21 protein-coding genes are annotated in these 21,778 nt (G+C 41.4%); 7 read left to right on the plus strand and 14 right to left on the minus strand.

The features are described 5' to 3' along the window. Positions 1 to 142 precede the first annotated feature (142 nt). From N8M93_RS04610 to N8M93_RS04620, 3 genes are all read right to left on the minus strand, one after another. The gene (locus N8M93_RS04610; protein ID WP_261130005.1) at positions 143 to 1,087 is read right to left on the minus strand and encodes an STAS domain-containing protein; all 945 of its coding nucleotides are present in this window, start codon (positions 1,085 to 1,087) and stop codon (positions 143 to 145) included. A gap of 75 nt (positions 1,088 to 1,162) precedes the next feature. After that, positions 1,163 to 2,053: a patatin family protein gene (locus tag N8M93_RS04615; protein WP_261130007.1), complete on the minus strand. Its 891-nt coding sequence runs from the start codon at positions 2,051 to 2,053 to the stop codon at positions 1,163 to 1,165. A 185-nt stretch (positions 2,054 to 2,238) separates the two neighbouring features. Next, on the minus strand, positions 2,239 to 2,430 hold the full coding sequence (locus N8M93_RS04620; protein WP_261130008.1) for a hypothetical protein: 192 nt from the start codon (positions 2,428 to 2,430) through the stop codon (positions 2,239 to 2,241). Between the two features lie 141 nt (positions 2,431 to 2,571). On the opposite strand from N8M93_RS04620, the gene N8M93_RS04625 reads away from it, so the two are divergent. After that, a complete protein-coding gene (locus tag N8M93_RS04625; protein ID WP_261130009.1) occupies positions 2,572 to 2,868 on the plus strand; it encodes a DUF3784 domain-containing protein in 297 nt (98 codons plus the stop codon). Positions 2,869 to 2,962: 94 nt separating this feature from the next. Beyond that, a complete protein-coding gene (locus tag N8M93_RS04630) occupies positions 2,963 to 3,139 on the plus strand; it encodes a DUF4083 family protein (protein ID WP_261130010.1) in 177 nt (58 codons plus the stop codon). 559 nt (positions 3,140 to 3,698) lie between these two features. On the opposite strand, the gene N8M93_RS04635 is transcribed toward N8M93_RS04630, so the two are convergent. Continuing rightward, the gene (locus N8M93_RS04635; RefSeq protein ID WP_261130011.1) at positions 3,699 to 4,688 is read right to left on the minus strand and encodes a zinc-binding dehydrogenase; all 990 of its coding nucleotides are present in this window, start codon (positions 4,686 to 4,688) and stop codon (positions 3,699 to 3,701) included. 124 nt (positions 4,689 to 4,812) lie between these two features. Here N8M93_RS04635 and N8M93_RS04640 point away from each other — a divergent pair, with 124 nt between their 5' ends. Both N8M93_RS04640 and yfkAB read left to right on the plus strand, forming a co-directional pair. Further along, the gene (locus tag N8M93_RS04640) at positions 4,813 to 5,277 is read left to right on the plus strand and encodes an N-acetyltransferase (RefSeq protein WP_261130012.1); all 465 of its coding nucleotides are present in this window, start codon (positions 4,813 to 4,815) and stop codon (positions 5,275 to 5,277) included. 68 nt (positions 5,278 to 5,345) lie between these two features. Continuing rightward, a complete protein-coding gene (gene yfkAB / locus N8M93_RS04645; protein WP_261130013.1) occupies positions 5,346 to 6,464 on the plus strand; it encodes a radical SAM/CxCxxxxC motif protein YfkAB in 1,119 nt (372 codons plus the stop codon). Positions 6,465 to 6,831: 367 nt separating this feature from the next. On the opposite strand, the gene N8M93_RS04650 is transcribed toward yfkAB, so the two are convergent. The 4 genes from N8M93_RS04650 to N8M93_RS04665 all read right to left on the minus strand — a co-directional run bounded on the left by N8M93_RS04650 (position 6,832) and on the right by N8M93_RS04665 (position 11,875). Then, on the minus strand, positions 6,832 to 7,266 hold the full coding sequence (locus N8M93_RS04650; RefSeq protein ID WP_261130014.1) for a GNAT family N-acetyltransferase: 435 nt from the start codon (positions 7,264 to 7,266) through the stop codon (positions 6,832 to 6,834). Positions 7,267 to 7,269: 3 nt separating this feature from the next. Continuing rightward, positions 7,270 to 8,247, minus strand: coding sequence for a S66 peptidase family protein (locus tag N8M93_RS04655; protein ID WP_261130281.1), 978 nt, complete (start codon positions 8,245 to 8,247; stop codon positions 7,270 to 7,272). Positions 8,248 to 8,469: 222 nt separating this feature from the next. Continuing rightward, the gene (locus tag N8M93_RS04660; protein ID WP_261130015.1) at positions 8,470 to 10,878 is read right to left on the minus strand and encodes an immune inhibitor A; all 2,409 of its coding nucleotides are present in this window, start codon (positions 10,876 to 10,878) and stop codon (positions 8,470 to 8,472) included. Positions 10,879 to 11,230: 352 nt separating this feature from the next. Beyond that, entirely contained in the window at positions 11,231 to 11,875 is a 645-nt protein-coding gene (locus N8M93_RS04665; RefSeq protein WP_261130016.1) for a toast rack family protein, read from the minus strand. A gap of 163 nt (positions 11,876 to 12,038) precedes the next feature. On the opposite strand from N8M93_RS04665, the gene rnz reads away from it, so the two are divergent. Next, positions 12,039 to 12,971 carry a ribonuclease Z gene (gene rnz / locus N8M93_RS04670; protein WP_261130017.1) on the plus strand — a complete coding sequence of 311 codons (933 nt, stop codon included), beginning with the start codon at positions 12,039 to 12,041 and terminating at the stop codon, positions 12,969 to 12,971. A gap of 96 nt (positions 12,972 to 13,067) precedes the next feature. On the opposite strand, the gene N8M93_RS04675 is transcribed toward rnz, so the two are convergent. From N8M93_RS04675 to N8M93_RS04695, 5 genes are all read right to left on the minus strand, one after another. Continuing rightward, on the minus strand, positions 13,068 to 14,615 hold the full coding sequence (locus tag N8M93_RS04675; RefSeq protein ID WP_261130018.1) for an ABC-F family ATP-binding cassette domain-containing protein: 1,548 nt from the start codon (positions 14,613 to 14,615) through the stop codon (positions 13,068 to 13,070). Positions 14,616 to 15,127: 512 nt separating this feature from the next. Continuing rightward, complete coding sequence (locus N8M93_RS04680) at positions 15,128 to 15,475, minus strand: cyclic-phosphate processing receiver domain-containing protein (RefSeq protein WP_261130020.1); 348 nt, start codon at positions 15,473 to 15,475, stop codon at positions 15,128 to 15,130. Positions 15,476 to 15,548: 73 nt separating this feature from the next. Then, on the minus strand, positions 15,549 to 16,058 hold the full coding sequence (locus tag N8M93_RS04685) for a GDYXXLXY domain-containing protein (RefSeq protein ID WP_261130022.1): 510 nt from the start codon (positions 16,056 to 16,058) through the stop codon (positions 15,549 to 15,551). Next, positions 16,055 to 17,269 carry a DUF2157 domain-containing protein gene (locus N8M93_RS04690; protein WP_261130023.1) on the minus strand — a complete coding sequence of 405 codons (1,215 nt, stop codon included), beginning with the start codon at positions 17,267 to 17,269 and terminating at the stop codon, positions 16,055 to 16,057. Before N8M93_RS04690 ends, N8M93_RS04685 begins: the two co-directional genes overlap by 4 nt. Before the next feature lie 312 nt (positions 17,270 to 17,581). Next, complete coding sequence (locus N8M93_RS04695; RefSeq protein WP_261130024.1) at positions 17,582 to 18,328, minus strand: DUF1836 domain-containing protein; 747 nt, start codon at positions 18,326 to 18,328, stop codon at positions 17,582 to 17,584. Between the two features lie 178 nt (positions 18,329 to 18,506). Between N8M93_RS04695 and htpX the strand changes: the two genes are divergently transcribed. Together htpX and N8M93_RS04705 are read left to right on the plus strand one after the other, a co-directional pair. Then, entirely contained in the window at positions 18,507 to 19,388 is an 882-nt protein-coding gene (htpX, locus tag N8M93_RS04700) for a protease HtpX (RefSeq protein ID WP_261130025.1), read from the plus strand. A 215-nt stretch (positions 19,389 to 19,603) separates the two neighbouring features. Then, positions 19,604 to 20,080: a BsuPI-related putative proteinase inhibitor gene (locus N8M93_RS04705; protein ID WP_261130026.1), complete on the plus strand. Its 477-nt coding sequence runs from the start codon at positions 19,604 to 19,606 to the stop codon at positions 20,078 to 20,080. Between the two features lie 434 nt (positions 20,081 to 20,514). Here the strand turns inward: N8M93_RS04705 and N8M93_RS04710 are convergent, their stop codons facing one another. Beyond that, positions 20,515 to 21,699, minus strand: coding sequence for an MFS transporter (locus N8M93_RS04710; RefSeq protein WP_261130027.1), 1,185 nt, complete (start codon positions 21,697 to 21,699; stop codon positions 20,515 to 20,517). Between the last annotated feature and the right edge of the window lie 79 nt (positions 21,700 to 21,778).

A 21,778-nucleotide genomic window follows, 5' to 3' on the forward strand; every position in this document is an offset into this window, starting at 1 on the left:
ATGTCAATGAATGGGTATTGAACAAATTTTCGTTCATACTTACTTTTTAAAAAATCAACGTTCTCAAAGGCGGTTCCCGCTGGAGTCTCAATGAAAAAATAAAAACCTCCTTACTATCAGGAGGCTTTACAAGATATATTGTTCAAGTTGTTGTTGGTGCGTGGGGTCGTGTTTCTTCTGTTTTTTCAATTTCGTCCTCTTCAATCTCATCTAAATGCTGTTCGTCAAGTTGCCATTTCTTTTGATTCGCAAGATATTTCAAGCCTGTTCTGAACGTCGAAAATGTTTCAGCATCAATCGTGACGCCGGATCGTACGATTTCTTGTACGAGTCTTGAGGAAAAACCGACATAAATGATTTCTACACCCATCAAGGATAACGCCTTCGTAATCTGTTCAATCTGATGAGCAAGATCATCCATTTGGAACTCTCCGTTTTCCGGGATGACTGCTCCTGTAAAGTCACAAACAATCGACTCAGCATTTTGATCAGGAACGTTGTTCAATAACTTCTGCCTCAATATTTCAAAACGTTCATTCGTAAGCATTCCGACAATCGGTACCAAAATGGTGTTAGGCACAATTGATGGAATGATTGGTACAGATAAGTCTGCTATCAGTTGCTTGTCCTTCCTCATCGTCTTTTTGAAATCATTCATCTTGGTTTCGAAGTTTTTGACCAATGCCCGGACATACTCAAATCCAGCTTTATCAATAATAAGCTCTACCTTACGAAAGATATGGAATAGTTCTTTACTAGTAAACGATTCTCCAACCAATTGGTTTTCAATGATGGTCCAAATCTGATCTTTAAAAATCTGAAAACGTTCAAATGAATGTTCAAATGGTTTGTTTTCATGAAGTGAATTCACACTGGATTTCTCTGCCCATTCTGTCATCAATGCATCTGTCTTTGTTGTATCTTCGGCTGTTAATCCATTTGCAACAAACTCTGCGAGCAAAACGTGATCATTGGTCACTTGTTCGTTCAAATGATGTCCTGTTTGTTCAGAAAAAATCGTGCGGGTCTTCTCGGCTATGACTTCTTTTTCGGCTAAAATTTTTTCGGCTAGTGCTAGGATATTCATTTCCAACCCCCTCGATAAAATGTTTAACATATTCCCATACCCTTATTTCGACGAATTAAACATTATTTTCAAAAATTATTTATGGGGGCAACTTGTTACTTCCAACGTTTGATCTCTTGTACCGACCCATTCTTTCAATGCATTGAAGTGTTTGGCGGCATCTTGATACCCCTGATCATAAAGCGCCGTCAGTTTGACTGGATTCCTTTCGATCCGGCTCACTTTCAGTGGATCAGTCGGACGGATGACATAAACATCACCAGCCTTTTCTTTCTCTTTTATATAAGCCATCGTTTCATTGTAGACTTGAAATCTTTTCTCCATTTTGTTGACGAGCCCTTCATATGTCGGATAGAACTTCCTTGTCAACCAGTTCATTCTTGATTGCTGTTTAATATAACCATCATTCCGTGTAAGGATCAATATATTCTTCATGTTTCCGTCCCGTTCTGATTTTCGGATCGGGATCGGGTCCGATATCCCTCCATCCATCAAGCAGCGTTTCTCCATTTCGATGACCGGTGCCATGAATGGCAATGAGCTTGATGCTCGCAGGATCGGTAAAATTTGATCCTTGTATTCCGATTTCTCAAAATATACAGGTTCTCCCGTCATACAATCTGTCGTTCCGATGACGAATCGTTCCTTCGCCTCATGGAATTTGTCGTAGTCGAACGGTACAAGCTTATTCGGGATTTCATCAAAAATCAGATCCATACCGAATAACTGGCGTTTCTTCCATAGATTTTTCAATGAAATATATTCAGGATGCTTGGAAAAACCGATCGTAACCTTCTTATTACGCCCATATTGGCGGGACAGATAAGAAGCAGCATTACAGGCACCGGCAGATACACCGATCACATATGGAAGATAGAAATCCTGTTCCATAAAATATTCCAAGACACCAGCAGTATAAACACCGCGCATGCCTCCACCTTCTAACACAAGCCCTGTTTGGTCCATTTCAATACAACACCCCTTGTACCACGTATCTCACTTTAGTTTATCAAAATACAAAGTATTTCGTAGGGAAAATATGTATATCAGTATAAAATAGATGGCGGCAAACGAAAAGCCAAACGGCTCACAACGTTCAACCGTCAAGGTTGTGAATGTGAGTGTTTGGCTAAAAATCTATTTCATATTGACTATGTTGGCGGAGGTTCACTTCCTTCCCCGCCTGAATGACGATGTTGTGTTTCATCCATTTTTGCTTGAGATGGTCGTTCCTGGTGTTCACGTGAGTTCAAATGGAGATCAGCTTTCTTTTTGTTCGTATACTCATAATAGATAGCAACAAACAGGACAATTAAAAGCGGAATCAGAACCATCATCCACATCACCCGACACCTCCTTTATACCTTTCATACCCTTTCCTTCAGGTTGATAACCCACAGATCGTTTTGTTTTGGAAAATCGTTTACACCACGCATTTCCTTATGTAAAGTAGTAAACAGATAACGTTAAAGGGTGGTCAAAGAATGGTTACAAAACAACTCGTTGCGGTTTTTTTAATTGGGGGCAGCTTGTTCCTGTTAGGAGCCGGATTTTGGTTAAAAAAATCCATATTCCTCATCAAACATTATGATGAAAGTTCAATCGCGGATAAAAAAGGATTGGCAAAAGCGGCTGGGCTGTATGTGATGGCCATCGGAGTGATGATTTTCCTGGCAGCTCTCCTGGCACAGTTGATCGGGATCTATGCCTGGATCATCTTAGGTGTTCTGATCTCATTATCTTCCGTCTTGATGCTTCGTGTCATGACAAAATATGTATAAATGCGAAACGATGAGCACCTTGCTGTTCATCTTTTTTCAGCATTAAATATGGTAATTTCTGTTATAAGCAACTACTTTAGGAGGAAGATAATTGATGACACTTGTTACAAGTATTTTTGGTCTGCTTTATATTATTTTCATAGTCGGTCTATTCGGGTTATGTATTTATGCGTTGGTCACTTTCATCAAATTCATGAAACAGAAGCAAGCAAGTGATCATGAGTTGAATGAAAAGCTTTCCCTCTTAATTGAGGAAATGCGATCAAAATAGTCTATATATCCATTAATTCTAGAATAGTCCAAAAATACAAGAGTGTTTGGAATTCTGATTTATCTGCAAAACACAAAAACCTTGGTGAAGCACGAAAAAACCTCCTCCGATTTCGGAAGAGGTTTTCTCTTAGGGTTTAGGGGTTAGGGGGATAAAAGGTTGTTAGTATAAGGATACCCCGTCCATAACTTTTTAAACTTAAAAAACTAAAAATTTTATAGTTTTTTTTGACTAGTATTTAAAAGAGATTCTAGTTCTTTCGTAACATTTGTGTAATATTCGTAATAAATCTGAAACCTGTTCGCAGTTTATTCGTCTATATAGACAAATAAACTTTTTAAAGGGGTAGATTACATATGAACACTTTCATGGATCTCTTTCGTCCGTTACTTGCTGGAACTATCGCTGTCCTTGCTTTTATCTTTGTTGCCCTTTCATTCTGGAATCAGCTTTCATAGGATACGGGTTAAAAAGAAGGCTGTTTTCCTGAATAGAGCCAAAAAGAAAGAAAGGATTGAACGTGGCTGTTGGTTGGCCTTGTTCAATCCTTTTTTCATGTTCAAATTGTGAAACCTATTTTTCCGAACTGTTTCGCATCTTCCAATCTTTTGAATGCTTCGTGTGCCTCATCTAATGAAAATGTTCGATCCATTACAGGTTTGATATTGTATTTTTCGATAAAAGACAGCATTTCTTTGAATTCTTCATGGCTTCCCATTGTAGACCCTAGTAAATTATATTGACCGTAAAAGAAATTGCGGATGTTGATCGTTATCTCGTCTCCAGCCGAAGCCCCAAATGTGACAACGGTACCACCCGGTTTCACTTGATCAAGCGACTTCTGGAACGTGGCAGCACCTACACTTTCAATCACCAGATCTGCTTTTTCACCATTCATCGCTTCATTCCAGTCTGACTCACTGTCTATGGCACGATCAGCCCCCAGTGTTAAAGCCTGGTTCCGCTTTTCTTCGCTTCTGGAAGTGACAGTGACTTTCACCCCGACGGCTTTAGCATATTGTAAAATGAACGTGATGACACCACTTCCGACTCCTGGAAGCAAGAGATGGTCTCCTTCCTGGAGATTTCCTCTTGTAAAGAGCGCACGGTAAGCCGTTAAGGCAGCTAGCGGCAATACCCCCGCTTCTTCCCAGCTCAGATGTCCAGGCTTAGGCTCTACCTGGTTTGCTGGAACTGCAACTTCTTCGGCAAACGTCCCATTCGAAGGATAGCCTAGAATGCCGAACCCCTCTGGTGGAGCTGCTGAATTTTTCTGCCAGCCAAGCCCAGGGTTTATGACAACTTCATCTCCTACGGAAATTCCTGTCACACCAGCAGCGGTTTCCGTTACGATTCCTGCTCCATCTGACCCTACGACAAATGGTCCTTCATCTTCTCCATGTCGATGTAGGACGAACAGATCCCGATGGTTCAATCCAGCAGCTTTCAACTGGACTTTCACCTCGTCATCTTTTAAAACGGGAGACTCGAATGACTGTACCTTCAAACCTTCCATGCCTTTTGGATTCGTATGTACGATCGCTTTCATTCTATATCCTCCTCCTTTTATCATTATTATTGCACAATTCAACCGTGTTACACGAATAAGACGCTTCAGGAGCCACTCTCGAATTCACATTATATGGTAACATGGTAAAAAAGGGGGTTACGCCATGATTCGATTTCAACAGATGACAGATCAGGAGTTCCAAGTCTTTCGCGACCGTTCGCTCAATGAGTATATCGACAACATGAGCAAGAATTACGATATGCCGATCGAGAAGGCAACTGAAAATGCAACGAAACAATTCGATGAGTTATTAAAGGATGGATTAAATACGGAAAATCAATATCTCTTCCATGTCGTGGATGACGAGACAAATGAAAAGGTCGGGGTGATCTGGTATAACTACAAGGAACAGGATCGCCAGGTCTTCATCTATGAAATTTGGATGGATCCCGGTAAGCGCGGGAAGGGTTATGGAACTCAAACATTAGATGAACTACATAATAAAGCGAAGGATCTAGGAGCAAATAAAGTCGGACTTCACGTATTCGGTCAAAATACTGGAGCCATTGCGCTATACAAAAAAGTCGGTTACGAAAAAAACAGCATTGTCATGACAAAGAAATTATGAGAATATTGCGCAACCGCCATTTCATGGTATAGTGTGTAGAGAATTACGTCACCAAAGGAGTTCTTTTCATGATAAAAGAAACACATTCACCAAAAATCACACCCGAAAATGATCCGTGGGAAGCTTATCTGGATGTCACTGAACACGGGCAGATGGTATTGAGCAATATAGAATTCACGACGACCACGATCTGCAACATGCGTTGTGAACATTGCGCCGTAGGCTATACATTACAACCGAAAGACCCCGATGCACTTCCAGTCGATTTGATGATACGTCGCCTTGAAGAAATCCCTCACCTTCGTTCGATCAGCATTACGGGCGGCGAACCGATGCTCTCCATGAAATCCGTTAGAAACCATGTCGTTCCATTACTCCGTTATGCGTATGAAAGAGGCGTCAGGACCCAGATCAATTCGAACCTCACGCTTGATTTGAATCGATATGAACTGATTACACCTTATTTAGATGTTCTACATATATCTCATAACTATGGATCTATTGAGGATTTTAACGAAATTGGATTTGCAATGATGGAGAAAAAGCCTACTGATGCTCAACGGGAGAAGTACTTCCATCTGATGGTGGAAAACGCGAAAGCTCTCACAAGTGAAGGGGTGGTTGTCTCTGCGGAAACAATGCTGAACAAACGGACTTTACCCCATCTCGAAGCGATTCATGAACAGATCGTTGACATGGGCTGTCAGCGGCACGAAGTCCATCCTATGTACCCTAGTGATTTCGCAAGCGGTTTAGAGGCGGCATCGCTCCCTGAGATCAGGGAAGGTATCCATCGTTTGCTGGATTCTCGCGATCGATACACGTGGATGCTGTTCGGAACCCTCCCTTTTTACGCGTGCAGTGATAAGGAAGAGGACTTGATTCTGTTGAAACGGCTATACAATGAGAAGAATGTGACTGTCAGGAATGATCCGGATGGACGCTCCCGTCTGAATGTCAACATTTTCGACGGAAGTGTCATCGTCACTGATTTTGGTGATGCACCTCCCCTCGGAAATATTCAGAAAGATCGCTTACAGGATATTTATGATCGTTGGATGAAAAGCAGGTTGGCTCAAACCGTCAATTGCCACTGCCCAGCCGTACAATGCCTCGGACCTAACATCCTTGTAAAAAACGCCTATTATCCAGAAGAAGACTTCACCGTTAAAAAAGCGAATATGTGAAGAAAACTTGGCAAAGCCAATCCTTTGGCGCATGCTGAGCTTTATTTATCCCTTCGGCCGTGTATCAGTTGGACGATCTTCAGAAGTAAAACCTCCGAATACAGAGAAGGTTTTTACTGATTCTGATAGAGGCTCCACTCTAACGGACACACGAGACGTTATTCGGCACAAAATAGGATATTTTTGCAATTTAGCGGACATGAGAGACGCTATTTAGCTAAATGGGCATACTTTTCCGGCTAATTCAGGCAAATAAGCGCTGGTGTCCGTTAAAGGTTTGTTTCAACTTTCATTTCAGATCGCAGCCTGATTTTTCAACTTACATTTAAAAAAGCTGGGGCTGTTCATATATCAGCCCCAGCTTTTCTTACAACTGTTTTTCCAGGATGATTTTCGGTTCACCTTTCCCATCCGTAAACGTACCAATCACATCAAATCCGTTTTTGATATTCAGAATCAGCATGCTCCGCCACTGATTCTTCGTATGTGTCCGGATTGACTTATATCCGTTCTTCCGACACCAGTCATGTTGACAGATGAGAAGTTCCTCCCCTACACCTTTACCTCTATGATCAGGATGGATTCCTCCTAACCAGCTGTAAAAATGGTTCGTCTTCCGTTCGTACCCGATTTTATACCCGATAGCTGTTTCCTTGTCATAAACCGCCAAAATGCAGGGACGATGCTTTGATTGCAGTTCATCGTAAAAGCCATTTGTCGAGCTGAACACCAGATTGTGTAACGCACATAATTGATCAAGTGTTTTTTCATCAGGCATACTTGCAAAAATACGAATATCCATCGATCAGTGCTCCAGTATTTCGATTTTAGACTCTTGGCCGTTTGCTATGATTCTAGCTTTCCCACCAATAGGAAAAATTGAAGTAGGCTGAGTATGACCGAAGTTCACATTCGAAATGATCGGGATGCCCTTCAATTCAGCTTTACGTCCGATGATCAGACGCAGTGTTTCATCCGAAATATCAGATTGAGGCTGGAACCTGCCAATGACGAGAGCTTTGATTTTATCCGCATCAGGTAAATGCAGCAATGACTGTAGATCACGATCGAAAATCAAATCCTCAGTCAAATAATCATCTTCTATGAAAAGAATTTTATCTTTTAAAGGAGGCATGTACTCCGTTCCCTGCAATAGATTCAACGTACAAAGGTTTCCGCCAATGATCGTCCCTTCCGCTTCACCCTCCTGCAGCACATCAAATGGACCTTGCTCATTGAATGTACGGTTCTCCTGATCTCTGAACCACGGATCGTCACTCCAATAATCTGCCGGATATATTTCAAACGGCTCTTCTGTAAACAAACATTTTTTGAATTGATCTTCGGTGTACTCCAGACCTTTTTTCATACCGAATGTCGAAAAATGCGGACCTGAATAGGTGACTAGATCGGATTTGGTATAGATTGCCGTACCTAGTGCAGTTATATCCGAGTAACCACAAAGAATTTTCGGATTGTTACGGATCAAATCATAATCCAGATAACGGAGTATTTGGTTCACATTATAACCACCAAGGAATGTCAGGATCGCTTTCACATTTGCATCCTGGAAAGCATCGTGGAGATCCGCTACACGCGATTGGATACTTGAAGATGTGAATTCATCGGATTCATTGACATGCTTTCCTAACGTGACGCGCAGCCCCATTTCTTCTAATCTCTCAATGGAATGACGTGCGTTTTCCTCCTGGTTGATACTCATGCTGGTAGAAGGGGCAACCACCCTCACCTCATCGCCAGCCTGGAGTTTGTTTGGAATTATCATAGCCTCTCTCACTTCCTTTCACGTTTGTAATATTTTCCTATCATACCAGATTAGGAGAAAAAAGGAAGGGACTTTTAAAGACTTCTTGATAAAGCTGTTTTGGGAGACTGTTAACGGAAAATCCAACTGACCCAAAAAATCATCTTAACCCATGAGTTTTCCTTATACGTAAAAAAGCCAGTCTTGAATTGATTTCAAGACTGGCTGTCTTTATAACCCTTATTTATAGATTTTCACTTTTCCGACTGTTCCATCTCCACTCTCAGCTAGCACACGGAATTTCAATCCGTATGTAGGGACGTTACGTCCTGCGTCTGGAAGTACTGGAGTCATATATTTCTTTGAATCATCAAAGAGCGGTGTTCTTTCAGTTGCATTATCCTTCATCGTAATACCTAACGTATCACTGTAATCAAGGAACATCTTCTCAGATTTGCCTAAACCGAATGCTGCATCATGCATTTGATATCGAGTCGATCCTAGTGCACCATCGCTCCAACGGTTTACAATTTGGTCAGCGTCTACTACCCCAAGGAATCCTTCACCAGGATGGACACCTGTCCAGTTGTTGTCATACGAATCATCCACATACCATACAAGAAGTCCAGCATCATAATTCATCAGGCTGTTTCCACGACGGATATGTGAGAGTCCTTCATCAACACCGTTATGGGATCTCCATTCAAGGAGATAGTAGTGTTCTGAGGTGAATTTACCAGTATCCCGCTTGAATCCGTGTAGATCAAATGCTGCATCTGATTCTGATTCAGCTCCGTCAGATACAACCTCACTACCGTCCGCAGTTACATTGACATTATCTACATACATTCCGTCAAGAGTCGAACCCCAGTCAGTCATGTAACGGTATTGTAATTGGATCGTTTGTCCAGCGTATTCACTTAAATCGATTGTTTCGTGAATCCATCCATTACTTGATCCAGTATAGCCAGGCATATTTTCTTTGATTGCCGGGTATCCATCTGAAACAATATCAGAGGAAGTGTTTGGTGTTGATAAAGACTTCCATGTAGCACCATTATCAGTTGATACTTGGACCATTCCAAAGTCCCAATTCGATTCGATGTTATACCACACATCGTAGTCTAATGTTGCGTTCGTTGTATTCGTAAGATCGACCTCTGTCACCATCGTATGGTCGATTTCATCTCCTGTTCCACCATAGTACTCATAGTCACCGCTTGCAGGTGTGTTTACCACAGTTTCTTTATCTGGAAGGTCGATACGTACTGCATCATTGTTCGTACCTTTTGTTACAGCTTCATCAAGTAACACTTCAGTTCCTTTGCTTGTTACATCATCCGCATGAATCGTTGTACCGGTCAACCAATTGCTTCCAGGCATTGAAGAATGCAAGAATTCTTTCGACCATGCGCTGAATCCTGTAGGTTCAGTACCAGGTATGTCTCCAGCCCAGCTTCCGCTTGACATGATTGACCAATAAGCGACGGCTTCTCCAGCACCAGAATAGATTGTGTCGTATTCATCCGGTAATCCTAGGTCATGTCCATATTCATGTGCGAAAACCCCAGCTGCACCGTCTGCAGGCTCAATGGTGTAATCGAAAGCATACATTGTGCCTACTCCCCAATAATCCACTTCTGGTTCAGGGGATCCAGTGATCGGGAATACTCCGCCAAGGGACCAACGATGTGACCAGACTGCATCTGCACCAAGGCCGCCGCCGCCTGCTTCTTCACCGACAGAAGAATGGACGATCATCAGGTGGTCGATCAAACCATCTGGCTCACGGTAGTTTCCGTCGCCATCAAGGTCATAACGGTCTTCTTGATCATATTGGCTTAAATCAAGGTCTGGATCCGCAGCAGCTGCCAAAAGTGCTTCTCTTACTAAAGCACGCGGATTGGAATCATTATCGCTAGCATTATTCCCACCGTAGTACGCTGCTGGATTCTTCGCTTTGTACCATCCTGCTACTTCCCCTTCGATTGAGTAGCTTCCGCCTGATTGCTCTTCATAGAATTGCTTGACGGATACGAGGTTTTCGCCATTCGGTCCTACATAGCCATCGTCGCTGAACAGCATATCTGTATAATGCTCTTTCACATAATCTTCATAGTACATATCCGTATCGCCAGCTGCAATATTAGAAGCTGGGTAATCTGGATATTCGATCAGCAAAGCAAGTACTTTGTCTGTACGTGTTCCGCCATTCCATGCTTCCTCTGTAACGCCATCGACAGTATTCCCTTTAGTCTGGCCCTTCTTTTTCCCTTTACCAGAAACCAGGCCATTTTCTTTCATTTGTTCCTGTAGTCTTTCTTTTGATTCCTTTATTTCTTCTTGCAAATCTCCCTCATGCGAATGTTTTCCATTCGCTGCTCTTTCTTTCAAATACTTATTTAATGCCTTTTCTGCTTCTGCAGGTGTCGCATTCTTTGAAATCTTTCCGCCTTCTTTCAGCATTTCTATCAATCTCTCATCATTCGCAATCCCGAGATCGATCGGTGCTCCCGCATAAGACTTTGAAACGCTTTCTTTGATATGCTCTGCTTCTGCGTGCTGAGGTGATGAAAATGCACCGTATGTAAGCGTACTGATCCCCATCATGACTGCTAGTGCCGTGGATGCTATCTTCTTCTTTTTCACCTGATAATGCCCTCCCCTAAACTATTAAAATATAATATTCTAATACTTTTGTAGTAATAGTATCAATTTGACGAAAAATTGTAAATATTATGTTTAATAATAAAGAAAAAGGGGAAAATAGACATATTTTTGTATATATTTGAAAAAATAAGAAATGGATTATGGTAATAAGTGCCTTCCGTAATTACATTAAATGGTAACTAAATGCTGTTTCACTTCATTATTTTGAAACAAAGAATGGTGTCATCAGTAAAAAGACCCAATTAATTCTGTGGGTCTTTTTGCCATTGACTTTATTTTTTTACCATTACGCATACAGAGTCTCACCCTCGTTCCTGGTTCCGGGTTAACTTTAAGCTTGTTCCAGGATCACTTCTCCTACTCCGACATCCAGGTCAATGTCAATCTTCACCTCAGCCGTTTCATACGATTGGTTTTGATAACTGTCTCCGACAACAATGAAATGATCTGCTTTGACTTTTCCAATCCCTTTATCAACATCAACCTTCATACCTGTATGTTTCGGCACACGGATTTTCATTTTCCCGACACCTGCGTCAATTTTGACTCTGAAACTATTTTTCCATTCTCCTGTCAGGTCGATTTCTGTTTCCCCTACCCCCGATTCAATATGTAAATCCATTAAATTCAACTTAGAAAGGCCTAGCTTCGACTTTCCTGCACCCAGCTCTACTTTCAGTGCGAGAGGCAGATCTCCATTCAATGCGATTTCCCACTCTTGTTTAGCCTTTTCCATACTCCATGTGGTTATAGATTTCTGAGGTACGACAAGTTTTCCGATACCACTTTCAGAAATATCATATACAATTTCGGGTTCAGGAGATTCCCCGTAGACCGTAAACCTCCCCTCCATGATTTCCATTGTTCCATCGTGCAGATCAAGTTTTCCAGTCCCTAATTGCAACTTTACATCCAATTCTGTTTCATTTTTCCGATTAATGGTCTGTGTTTTCATCGTTCTTTCTTTTATGAACATATCTGATCGCTCCTTGTTTAACGTTATCTAAAGTTTAATCGATCAAGGTATTTCCATAAAACAGGCAAGAGGTTGGTTTCACATCAGTCTTAGGACTGAAGTGTGTTATTCGTTTTAGGATGGAGAATGGATGGTATATACTATCAGTGAAAGGATGAATAGTATGGAATTTCATTTTCTCGGAACAGGGGCAGGTGTTCCTTCTAAAGGCAGGAACGTTTCGTCACTTGCTCTGCGTTTCATGACAAATCGTGAAGGGGATGTATGGTTGTTCGATTGCGGTGAATCTACGCAACACCAGATACTCCATACGAACTTGAAGCTATGGCAAATATCGAAAATCTTCATCACACATATGCATGGCGATCACCTTTACGGCCTTCCCGGAGTTTTAGGGAGCCGCTCGTTCCAGGGAGCAGAAAATCCTTTGACAGTGTACGGACCGATTGGAATCCAAGAATTTGTGACTGCTGCATTGGAAACGAGCAGGACCTACTTGAAATATCCTTTGGAGCTCGTTGAATATGAAGATGGATATGTTGAAAATGATGACGGTTATAAAATTGAAGTATCGTTACTGGAGCATGTGATCCCATCTTTCGGCATCCGAGTGACAGAACCTTCACAGCCTGGTCAGTTGCTTGTTGAAAAGCTTAAGGAATTCGATGTTCCACCAGGACCCATCTATAAAAAGCTGAAAGATGGTAAGAGAGTCACCCTGGAAGATGGACGGATCTTGAACGGGACAGACTTTGTCGGTGAGGAACAACCAGGCAGAGTCGTTACGGTTTGCGGTGATACTCGTCCATCTGAAAAAACGGTCCAGCTTGCTCGAAATGCTGACCTGCTCATTCATGAGGCAACGTTTGCTGAGGGGATGGAGAATCAGGCGATCGACTACTATCACTCGACTACGATACAAGCCGCTGACATTGCGAAAAAGGCGAATGCCAAACGACTGATCCTTAACCATATCAGTTCAAGATACCATGACCAATCGGAAGAGTTACTTGAAAGTGCTGTCCGCGTTTTTACGAACACGGAACTCGCGCATGACCTGGACATTTTTCATCTTACAAAACGGAAATGCACGTAGCTATATTTGTAAAAACTAATAGCAAACGCAAAAGTGAAGCCCAATAAAGCTCCCATCAATAAAAGACTTCGGCTGTTAACCGAAGTCTTTCTTAGCTTAATCCACCCAATCTTCAACATTCCAGATATCTGTGACCCACTCCTCGTAAAATTCAGGTTCGTGGGAGACGATCAGGAGGGTACCCTTGTATTTCCTGAGCGCTTCCTTCAAAGCTTCTTTCGCCCGCACATCTAGATGATTTGTCGGTTCATCCAGGACAAGAAAGTTACTTTCCTGCATCATCAACACACAAAGTCTTACCTTTGTCTGCTCTCCTCCACTCAGGGTGTTCATCGGCTGATAAATGTGTTCGTTTTTCAAACCGCTTCTCGCTAGACGTTTCCGTACATCCTTTTCTTGCATGAGCGGAAATCTGGACCATACATATTGAAGAGCAGATTCTTTAATAGGCAGCATGATTTCCTGCTCAAAATAAACTGGTCTCACGAAGCTCCCAATCTTCACTTCTCCTCCAAGCGGATCAATGATCCCTAGTAAGGATTTGATTGTTGTTGATTTTCCGATTCCGTTGTATCCTGTGATCGCAATCTTCCTATTCTTCTTGATCGTCAAATCGATGCCGCTAAACAATGGTCTCTCATAACCAACCTGCAGTTCGTTCGCTATTACCACTTCTTGATTCGGTTCACGACATACATCAAAATTGAAACGTGGGACAGGTAAGTTTGACGGCTTTTCAATGCGTTCAATTTTCTCCAGCTTTTTTTCACGGCTTTTCGCCTGCTTGGCTGTCGATGCCCTCGCTTTATTACGGCGGATGTAATCCTCCAGCTTGTCGATTTCCCTTTGCTGTCGCACAAAAGCCTGATACGTTTGTCTTTTCCGTAATTCATAGGCTTCGGTAAAAGCATTGTAATCTCCCACATATCGAGTCAACGTTTTATGCTCCAAATGGTGGATCACCGTCACCACTGCGTTCATGAATGATGTGTCATGAGAGATCAAAATAAACGCATTCGGGTAATCCGATAAATATTTCTGAAGCCAGGTGATATGAACATCGTCCAAGTAGTTCGTAGGTTCATCCATCAATAAGATATCGGGTCGGCTCAATAACAGTTTCGCAAGCATCAACTTGGTCCGCTGCCCCCCGCTTAATTGTTCCGTCTCCGTAGTCATCCCTAGAGCTGTAATCCCTAAGCCTGCTGCTACTTCTTCTATTGTTGCATCGATCGTGTAAAACTGATGAGCATCCAACGTATCCTGTATTTTCCCGAGTCTATCGAGATCTTTTTCTAATTTGGTATTCTTCGGGTCTGATAGTCGTTCAGTGATGCTCCCCATCTCACTTTCTAGTTCATAAAGATGAGCAAATGCACCTTGCAAGTAAGTTTTGATGGTTTCTCCTTTTTTAAAATCAGGATGCTGCTCTAGATAACCGATTTCAATGCCTGGATGACGGTGAATATCGCCGCCATCAAGAACTAACTCTCCTATAAGCAGTTTCAATAATGTAGATTTCCCGCTACCATTAGCGCCTACAAGCCCGACATGCTCACCTTTCAAAAGCCTGAATTCGATTTGATTGAATAAAGTCCGGTCACCAAAACCATGTGTCAGTCCACTAACATGTAATATACTCATCGATTGTTCCTTCTTTCCTTGTAGTTTGGACCATCACACAAGACAGCAGAACAAGGCCTCATCCTTTCTTTAAGTGAAATAAAGAAAACTTGGCAAAGTCAAGCTTTAGCGCAGGCTGAGCCTCAGATGCCGTTATATTGAAGGAAGTATTTATACTTCCTTCAAATATAAAAAAGCAGAGTGAACGAACACCCTGCTACTTTTTCCTGATCATGAAGACAGGAAAATGTCTTTCCGATTCTTCTATGCCGGTAAAGGGGATACGAGGATGTTGATCTGTTGTCTTGTGATGGCTTTTTATAAAAATGGGCATACTTCTCCCGTCATCAAGCCAATACAATTAAAAGCACAACAGATCGATTCATCATCTCGCAGTAAACACCCTTTCGTTGGTTATTACTTCCATTTTATCTGATTCCACTTCCATTGTAAAGGAGACATCAAATTTCCGGTACAACAACAAAGGCTGCCGAGAAGTTCCCCCGACAGCCTGAAGTATCATCATTCAAATGCTAATGAACTCTATTTATTATTTTCAACGGTAATGGATTATAAATAATCTTTACGTCTCTTGGAATGAGAAAATCTTCTTGTGCATCTTTCAAAAACAGAAACATTCGCTTCCCAGCACCTGAATTAGCGGAATGAACCGTGATGGTGTCTGCGAATAATTTGTGTTTCACCATATACTCGACAAGCATATATCCATTACGATACTTGTTTTCTAAATCATGGTCTAATGAAAGATGTTGAATATCCTTTTCCTTCAACAATTTAATACATTCTTCAATGTCTGAAGCTAAAATATAATTCTCGGGACATGGACGGACATCGTCTAAAAACACATTAATTTTTGACAATATTTGTCTCCTTCCCGCTGGGTTAAGACAAGTATAACACACTTAATTCCATAACCCCAAAACGATTATGAAATCAGCTATCATTCGACAAAAGTTCTTCTATTACAACATTTCCCCACGGGGCAATCCGCACGACTATTTTATCAGGCCGCTCATCTTCAATAGTCTTTCCAGTGCCTTCTTCTACATAAAATCGTTCAATTCCATAATCAACCGTCAAAATATTAGAATATTCATCAACCCAACGGACCTTACCTTTTAAGACAATTTCATCATTTGTAACATCAGGCTTACTATGGTGAACACTTTTCGCTTCATGAACATCGCCTGCTTTCTGAAGGACGACATATACCGTTTCCCTCTGTTCGATATCCTCATTTTCTAATAAATTCTGAGATAAAGTTGAAATTTCGTAATTCAATGTCACGTAATCCCCATAAAAGAGATCGCGGGGATCGATCGGTTCTGTTTTAAGTACAACCTGTTCACCGATTTTCAACGTCAAATAATGTGATACAGCAATGCCTGACAGAATCAACACTTGAAGCACGATCAAGAAATAGATCCATTTTTTCCTCATCATGATCGCCCTCCCTTTGCCTGGTGCACCCATTCTCTTCTTCTCCGTTCAAGCAGCCAGCTTAGGATGAAGAGCAATACCCCTCCAGCCAAGAAGAACATCGACTTCGGCAGAAAGTCCCATGCCAGTTGAATATAAGCGACTAGAGTACTGATCAGGAACAAAAAGGTCCCTCGATTGATCCGTTCCGATTCTTCCAATTGGTACCCCTGGATCAATATGAATAAGGAATAGCTGAAGGCAAGCAGTAAATAAAGCAGGTCTCCAACTTCACTAATTAAGAACAACGGTAAAAATAAAGCGAGATCTAGCCAGTTGGACTGTTTGTTCTGACGGAATTTATTCCATGCAATCAAAGCACCGAGCACGAACAACATGATAAAATATAACGCTCCGCTTCCGATTACATTCTCTTCATAACGGACAAGCTCTTCCAAAAAGAAGACATGGATGAAGATAACTGCTAAGCTACCGATGATACTCAAATTCCTGAATGCAAGCTGAGCCTTTTCACTTGGAATCACTTCACTGATTCCATAAAGGATGAAGAAGATGATGGTCATCCATAAATAGATTGAATCGTATGCCACTAACAATGTTATTCCTGTAATTGAATAAGCGATTGAATAGAAATAATAAAAGAGTGGATGGTCCTCTTTAAACGTCAAGTATCCTGCTACAATCAGAATAAGGAAAGCTAATATAAAACTGAAGCCTTGAAAAGAGATGGCACTATAAATCAAGCCTGCAACACCGATCACTAAAGACAAGAGATAAATATAGCTGTTCGGCAGCATTGCATACGTTAATAAAGCGACCATCATCCATAATATAAAGGCTGTTGAAGTATATGAAACGATATGGAACATTTGGGCAGTGAGAAATATTCCAGCTCCGAAAGTAATCACTCCGATTCCTACGAGAGCAATTCCCAGTGTTTCGGATCCTTTTTCAACGAGACGGTATCCACTCAGCTGGAAACCAATCAGTGCCCCACAAATAATGACTAACCTGAACAAATCACTCATGTTCCCCCAATTGGAAGCTACAAAAGTAAGAACGCCCAGGCCTATTAAAATACTTGCTAAGATCGGCAGAAGATTGTTGTTCTTTTTTTCATATAACGATAAGATGCCGTCAAACTGTTCTTTTTCAATCAGTCCTTTTTCCATCCATTTCGGACCTTCTTTTTTCAACCATTTTCTTTCGTTCATCTCGGCTCCCCCTCTCCTTAATAATTTATGTGGTCTTCAAAAAAAACAGTTATAAAATACATACGATTTAATAGTGTAATTTTACACTATTTTCGTACTTTTGGATATACAAAAATTGATGCTTGTCCTAATTGGGTAATTCTCCCTTGCCTCGCTTTTTCCGCAGGAGTGTCCTGAGGTTCGTAGAAGACAACAATAAAAACGAACAAAGCCCAACAAAAAAAAGTGTCTGACACCTCCGACATAACATTTTGTATAACCACAACTTGTTTGTTAATTTCGGAGAGACTCAGACACTTTTGGAAGAAGTCTTCAAATAAATAAAGTTTTGTTTAAAAATTGCCGGGATACAGTTTGAAAGTACGAAGTTTGTATGGATAATGTCGCTATCACCAACCCATTTTTCACAATGGATTGTTCTTTACTATCCAAGTTTTCAAGGTACTGGATTTTATTTTCAGCTTTCTTAAAAATAAGCGTTTCAGCTTTAGTACCATTTTTCACACGGAAATCAACATCAACAACCTGGTCATTGTTCAGATCCAGCTCTTCAAAAATAGCTGCATATGTATAATAGAAATCAAGTGGATCGATAAGGTCATCATGTCGGTCTTCTATATTATTGAAGATGAGTGTAAGCAGATTTCTTATCGATAGGAAATCAAGCGTACTCTTGAGATCTTCCACAATAAACAGAATCGCTGCTTGTTCAAGAGAATATTTCTTTCCCTTCTGAGGTGATCCGATCAAATTTCGCACGTCCCTCTTCACCCAGTTTTGAACGGCACTAGTTGAAAAACTGCTATACTCGATCTGGTTCCCGAGAGAAACAATTTCGTTGATTGAGAACCCCTTGTCCTGTTTCGGTCCTTTTATGATCTTTTCAAAAATGGCAGGTAATGAAGATTCTGGAATTCCGTTCTCATCAAACCCTTTTGATTGGCCATTCGTTTCAAGCCAGGCTTTCTTCAGCACATCTAAGGTTGTTTGGTCTTGCTCAGGATGTAGAGATAAGAGCAGTTTTGCCATTTGTTTACGGGTAAGTTTAAAGGAAGGCATAGTTTCACCTCATCAAATATGGTCATTTGACCTTATCATACGAAATAAACGAGGGGAACGTCAATTGTTTGTCAAATTTTCATTAAAATCTGAAACTCTTATCTTGAAAATTCCTTAAGGGTAATTTATACTATTCTCATAAATTAAGTTCAAATGAACTTGAAATGAGGTATGGAAAATGGCAAAGAGAATTTTTCTGTTTATCCTGACAAACATTCTTGTCCTTACTACTATCATGATTGTCTTATCGTTGTTAGGTGTAAACAATTACATCGGTGCTGATGGCAACATCATGTTCGGCCAATTATTGGTCTTCAGTGCGGTCGTCGGTTTCAGCGGTTCATTCATATCGCTTGCGATTTCCCGTTGGATGGCTAAAAAAATGATGGGTGTCAAGGTCATTGACCCTGACAGACCAAGTTCAGCATATGAGCGAGATCTTGTAGAACGTGTTCATCGTTTATCACGTGCAGCTGGATTGACGAAGATGCCAGAAGTCGGAATCTATGACTCTCCAGAAGTCAATGCTTTCGCAACTGGTCCATCGAAACGTCGTTCACTCGTCGCTGTTTCAAGCGGATTACTGCAAAACATGGATGACGATGCAGTTGAAGGTGTATTAGCGCACGAAGTTGCTCACATCTCTAATGGGGATATGGTGACGATGACCTTACTGCAGGGTGTCATCAATACATTTGTTGTATTCTTATCACGTATCGCAGCATGGGCAGTCGCGCAACTTGTTGATGAAGACAAAGCGGCATTGGTCCACTTCCTTGCCATCATTGTTTTCCAAATCGCATTTTCAATTCTTGGTGCGATTGTTGTCATGGCTTACTCAAGATACCGTGAATTCCATGCGGACCGTGGCGGTGCAGATCTAGCTGGGAAAGATAAGATGATCCATGCACTTGAATCCTTACGGGCTCACGTAAACCGCGTCGATACTCGTCAGGAATCACTAGCAACCATGAAAATCAGCGGTGGTAAGAAGAAGAAAATGTTGTTCTCGACTCACCCAGATCTAGACGAACGTATCCGCCGTTTACATGCAAAATAATCGAATGAACATCCACAGGGGTTGACCAACGTGTCAGCCCCTGTTTTTAATAGCAATAATTGCGATAATGTGTCTTCTGGTTTACTATATATGTAATAATAACTGCTTAATTTATTAAACGGTGAAACATAGCCTGAGATCGTTACGTCTATACTACAAATACGATTTCAGGGCATCGAAGAATAGATGGGATGTCCGGAAAAGGAGGAATCACCATGTATCGACTTGCAACGATTTTTCTAGTCCTTCTTCTGACTGCATGTGGGACAAGCAACCAACCTGAAGAACCAGAATCCCAGCCGACAAATGGAGAAGCAGGTGAAGATAATAAAGAGAAAAGTTCGGAAGGGAATGATAGCGTGTCAGATGAATTACAGCTTAACGTTGTTTCATTCACTGATAATAAAGCGGTGATCGAGCTCCAAAATCAGACGCAAAGTTCTAAAGAGCTTCAATTTTCCAGTGGTCAGCAATATGATATGTGGATTACAGATCAAGATGGCAAAGAAGTCTTCCATTGGGCAGAAGGTAAAATGTTCACTCAAGCTTTGAAGACGATCACGATAGAACCAGGTCAGAAACATACATTTGAAGTGGATATTCCAAAACTAGATCCCGGTACTTATAAAGTTAGGTTCAAGGTCACATCCAAACCGCCAATTGAGACATCATTTACACACACGATTGAATAAAGCAAACTTTGCAAAGCCAGACCTTTGTCGTAGGCTGAGCTTAAGTTGCCTCGTATGTTAATGAAGAGGCTTGGACAAATGAACTTTGTTCAATAGAAAACCCGAACAATTTGTCCGGGTTTTCTTCACTGGTAATAAATGAAGGTTCCGCTTCGTCAACATCCTTCGCTTTTCGTCTTTCATTTTCTCCAATCTATTTTATTGTTCTTCTTTTCTGTTGGCAGTTATAGTTTTGTCCCAGCCTCTTCATCCACTTTTGAGTTGGAAGTGGTTTTTTCCTTGTCGGTGTGGAGGACTTGAGTTAAGCCAATCAAATTATCTCTACAACTTTACACCTGAACGCTACAAACTCGAAATTATCTCTACCACTCTAAAATTATCTCTACAACTCCAAAATTATCACTACAACGAAAATTCTTATTTGTTCGTTGTCCTCAATCCCGTTCCACGCCCCGTTCCACGCCCCATTTCACGAGTACACTACCCATCACCAATATGACTCCCGCAAACCCGAATACATAGGCTGTCATAAAACTCCCTGATATCCATCCGCCGATGATCGGTCCTGTCAAGTTTCCCAGGAATCGACAGCTGGCAGTGACACCGAATGCACGTCCCTGAATATCTTCTGGGGTTTTTTTATGGATCAAAGTCTGAATTGCCGGCCAGACGCCACCTAATATCAAACCTTGCAGAAATCGCCATATATAAAGCTCATAGATATTATCCGTCCATAATTGGGGAAAAAATAACAACCCGCTTAACAACATGACTACTGGAAGCATCTTGATATGTCCAATCCGATCTCCTAATTTTCCGAGATAGGGTGATCCAATAATCGTGGCAATACCAAGGATTGATGCAGCTAACCCAGCAAGAAGGGCTAAATTTTCCGGGTTATGCACGAAGGTTTTCACGAAAATCGTCATCATCGAGTTCGTACTTAACATCGCAGCTTGTAAGAGAAACGTAGCAATGAATAAAATAAGAAGCTGCTTATTGCGTAATACATCCAGAAACGTCCCTGGCTTCCCTTTCACAGCTTTCATAGGCTCATCTTTTGGAATGAAAAAGATGACAAGCATCAATGTCATGAGAATGCTGACTCCTGTTACTGCAAACACTGGACGGAATCCGAACCAGTCTGATAAAGCTCCGCCAAAAAGCGGACCGATGATTCCACCTGATATACCTCCTGTTTGTAAAAAACCAAGGGCACTGCCGGTATGTTCCTTCGGTGTGATTCTGGATAAGTATGAAAAAGAGACTGTAATGAAACCTGAAAAGAAGCCCATGAAAAACCGTAATGCTAATAACATCCATGGACCAGTTGCGAACGACATCGAAAATGTCAAAATCCCCATACCGATTCCGGCACGGATCAAGTTCGCTTTTTGACCATATTTATCTGCAAATATCCCCCATATCGGTGCCATGATAGCTCCAGACAAAAATGCTGCAGAAAAAACAGCTCCAGTCCAATTACTAAGAGCCTTACTTCCTGTTACACCCAATTCTTCGAGATAAAGTGGCAAAAAGGGCAATATCATCGTCATTGCTGCAACGATTATGAAATTACAAAGCCACAAGAAACGTGCACTTTTCCGCCAATTCTTCATAGTTGTTCATCCCAGTCTATTTTGAAGAGAATATCCTCATTCAATTGTACCATTGTATGTATTATCATCTTACTTTCCT

The organism is Bacillus sp. Marseille-Q3570 (genome assembly GCF_946151055.1).
Classification (GTDB): domain Bacteria; phylum Bacillota; class Bacilli; order Bacillales; family Fictibacillaceae; genus Pseudalkalibacillus.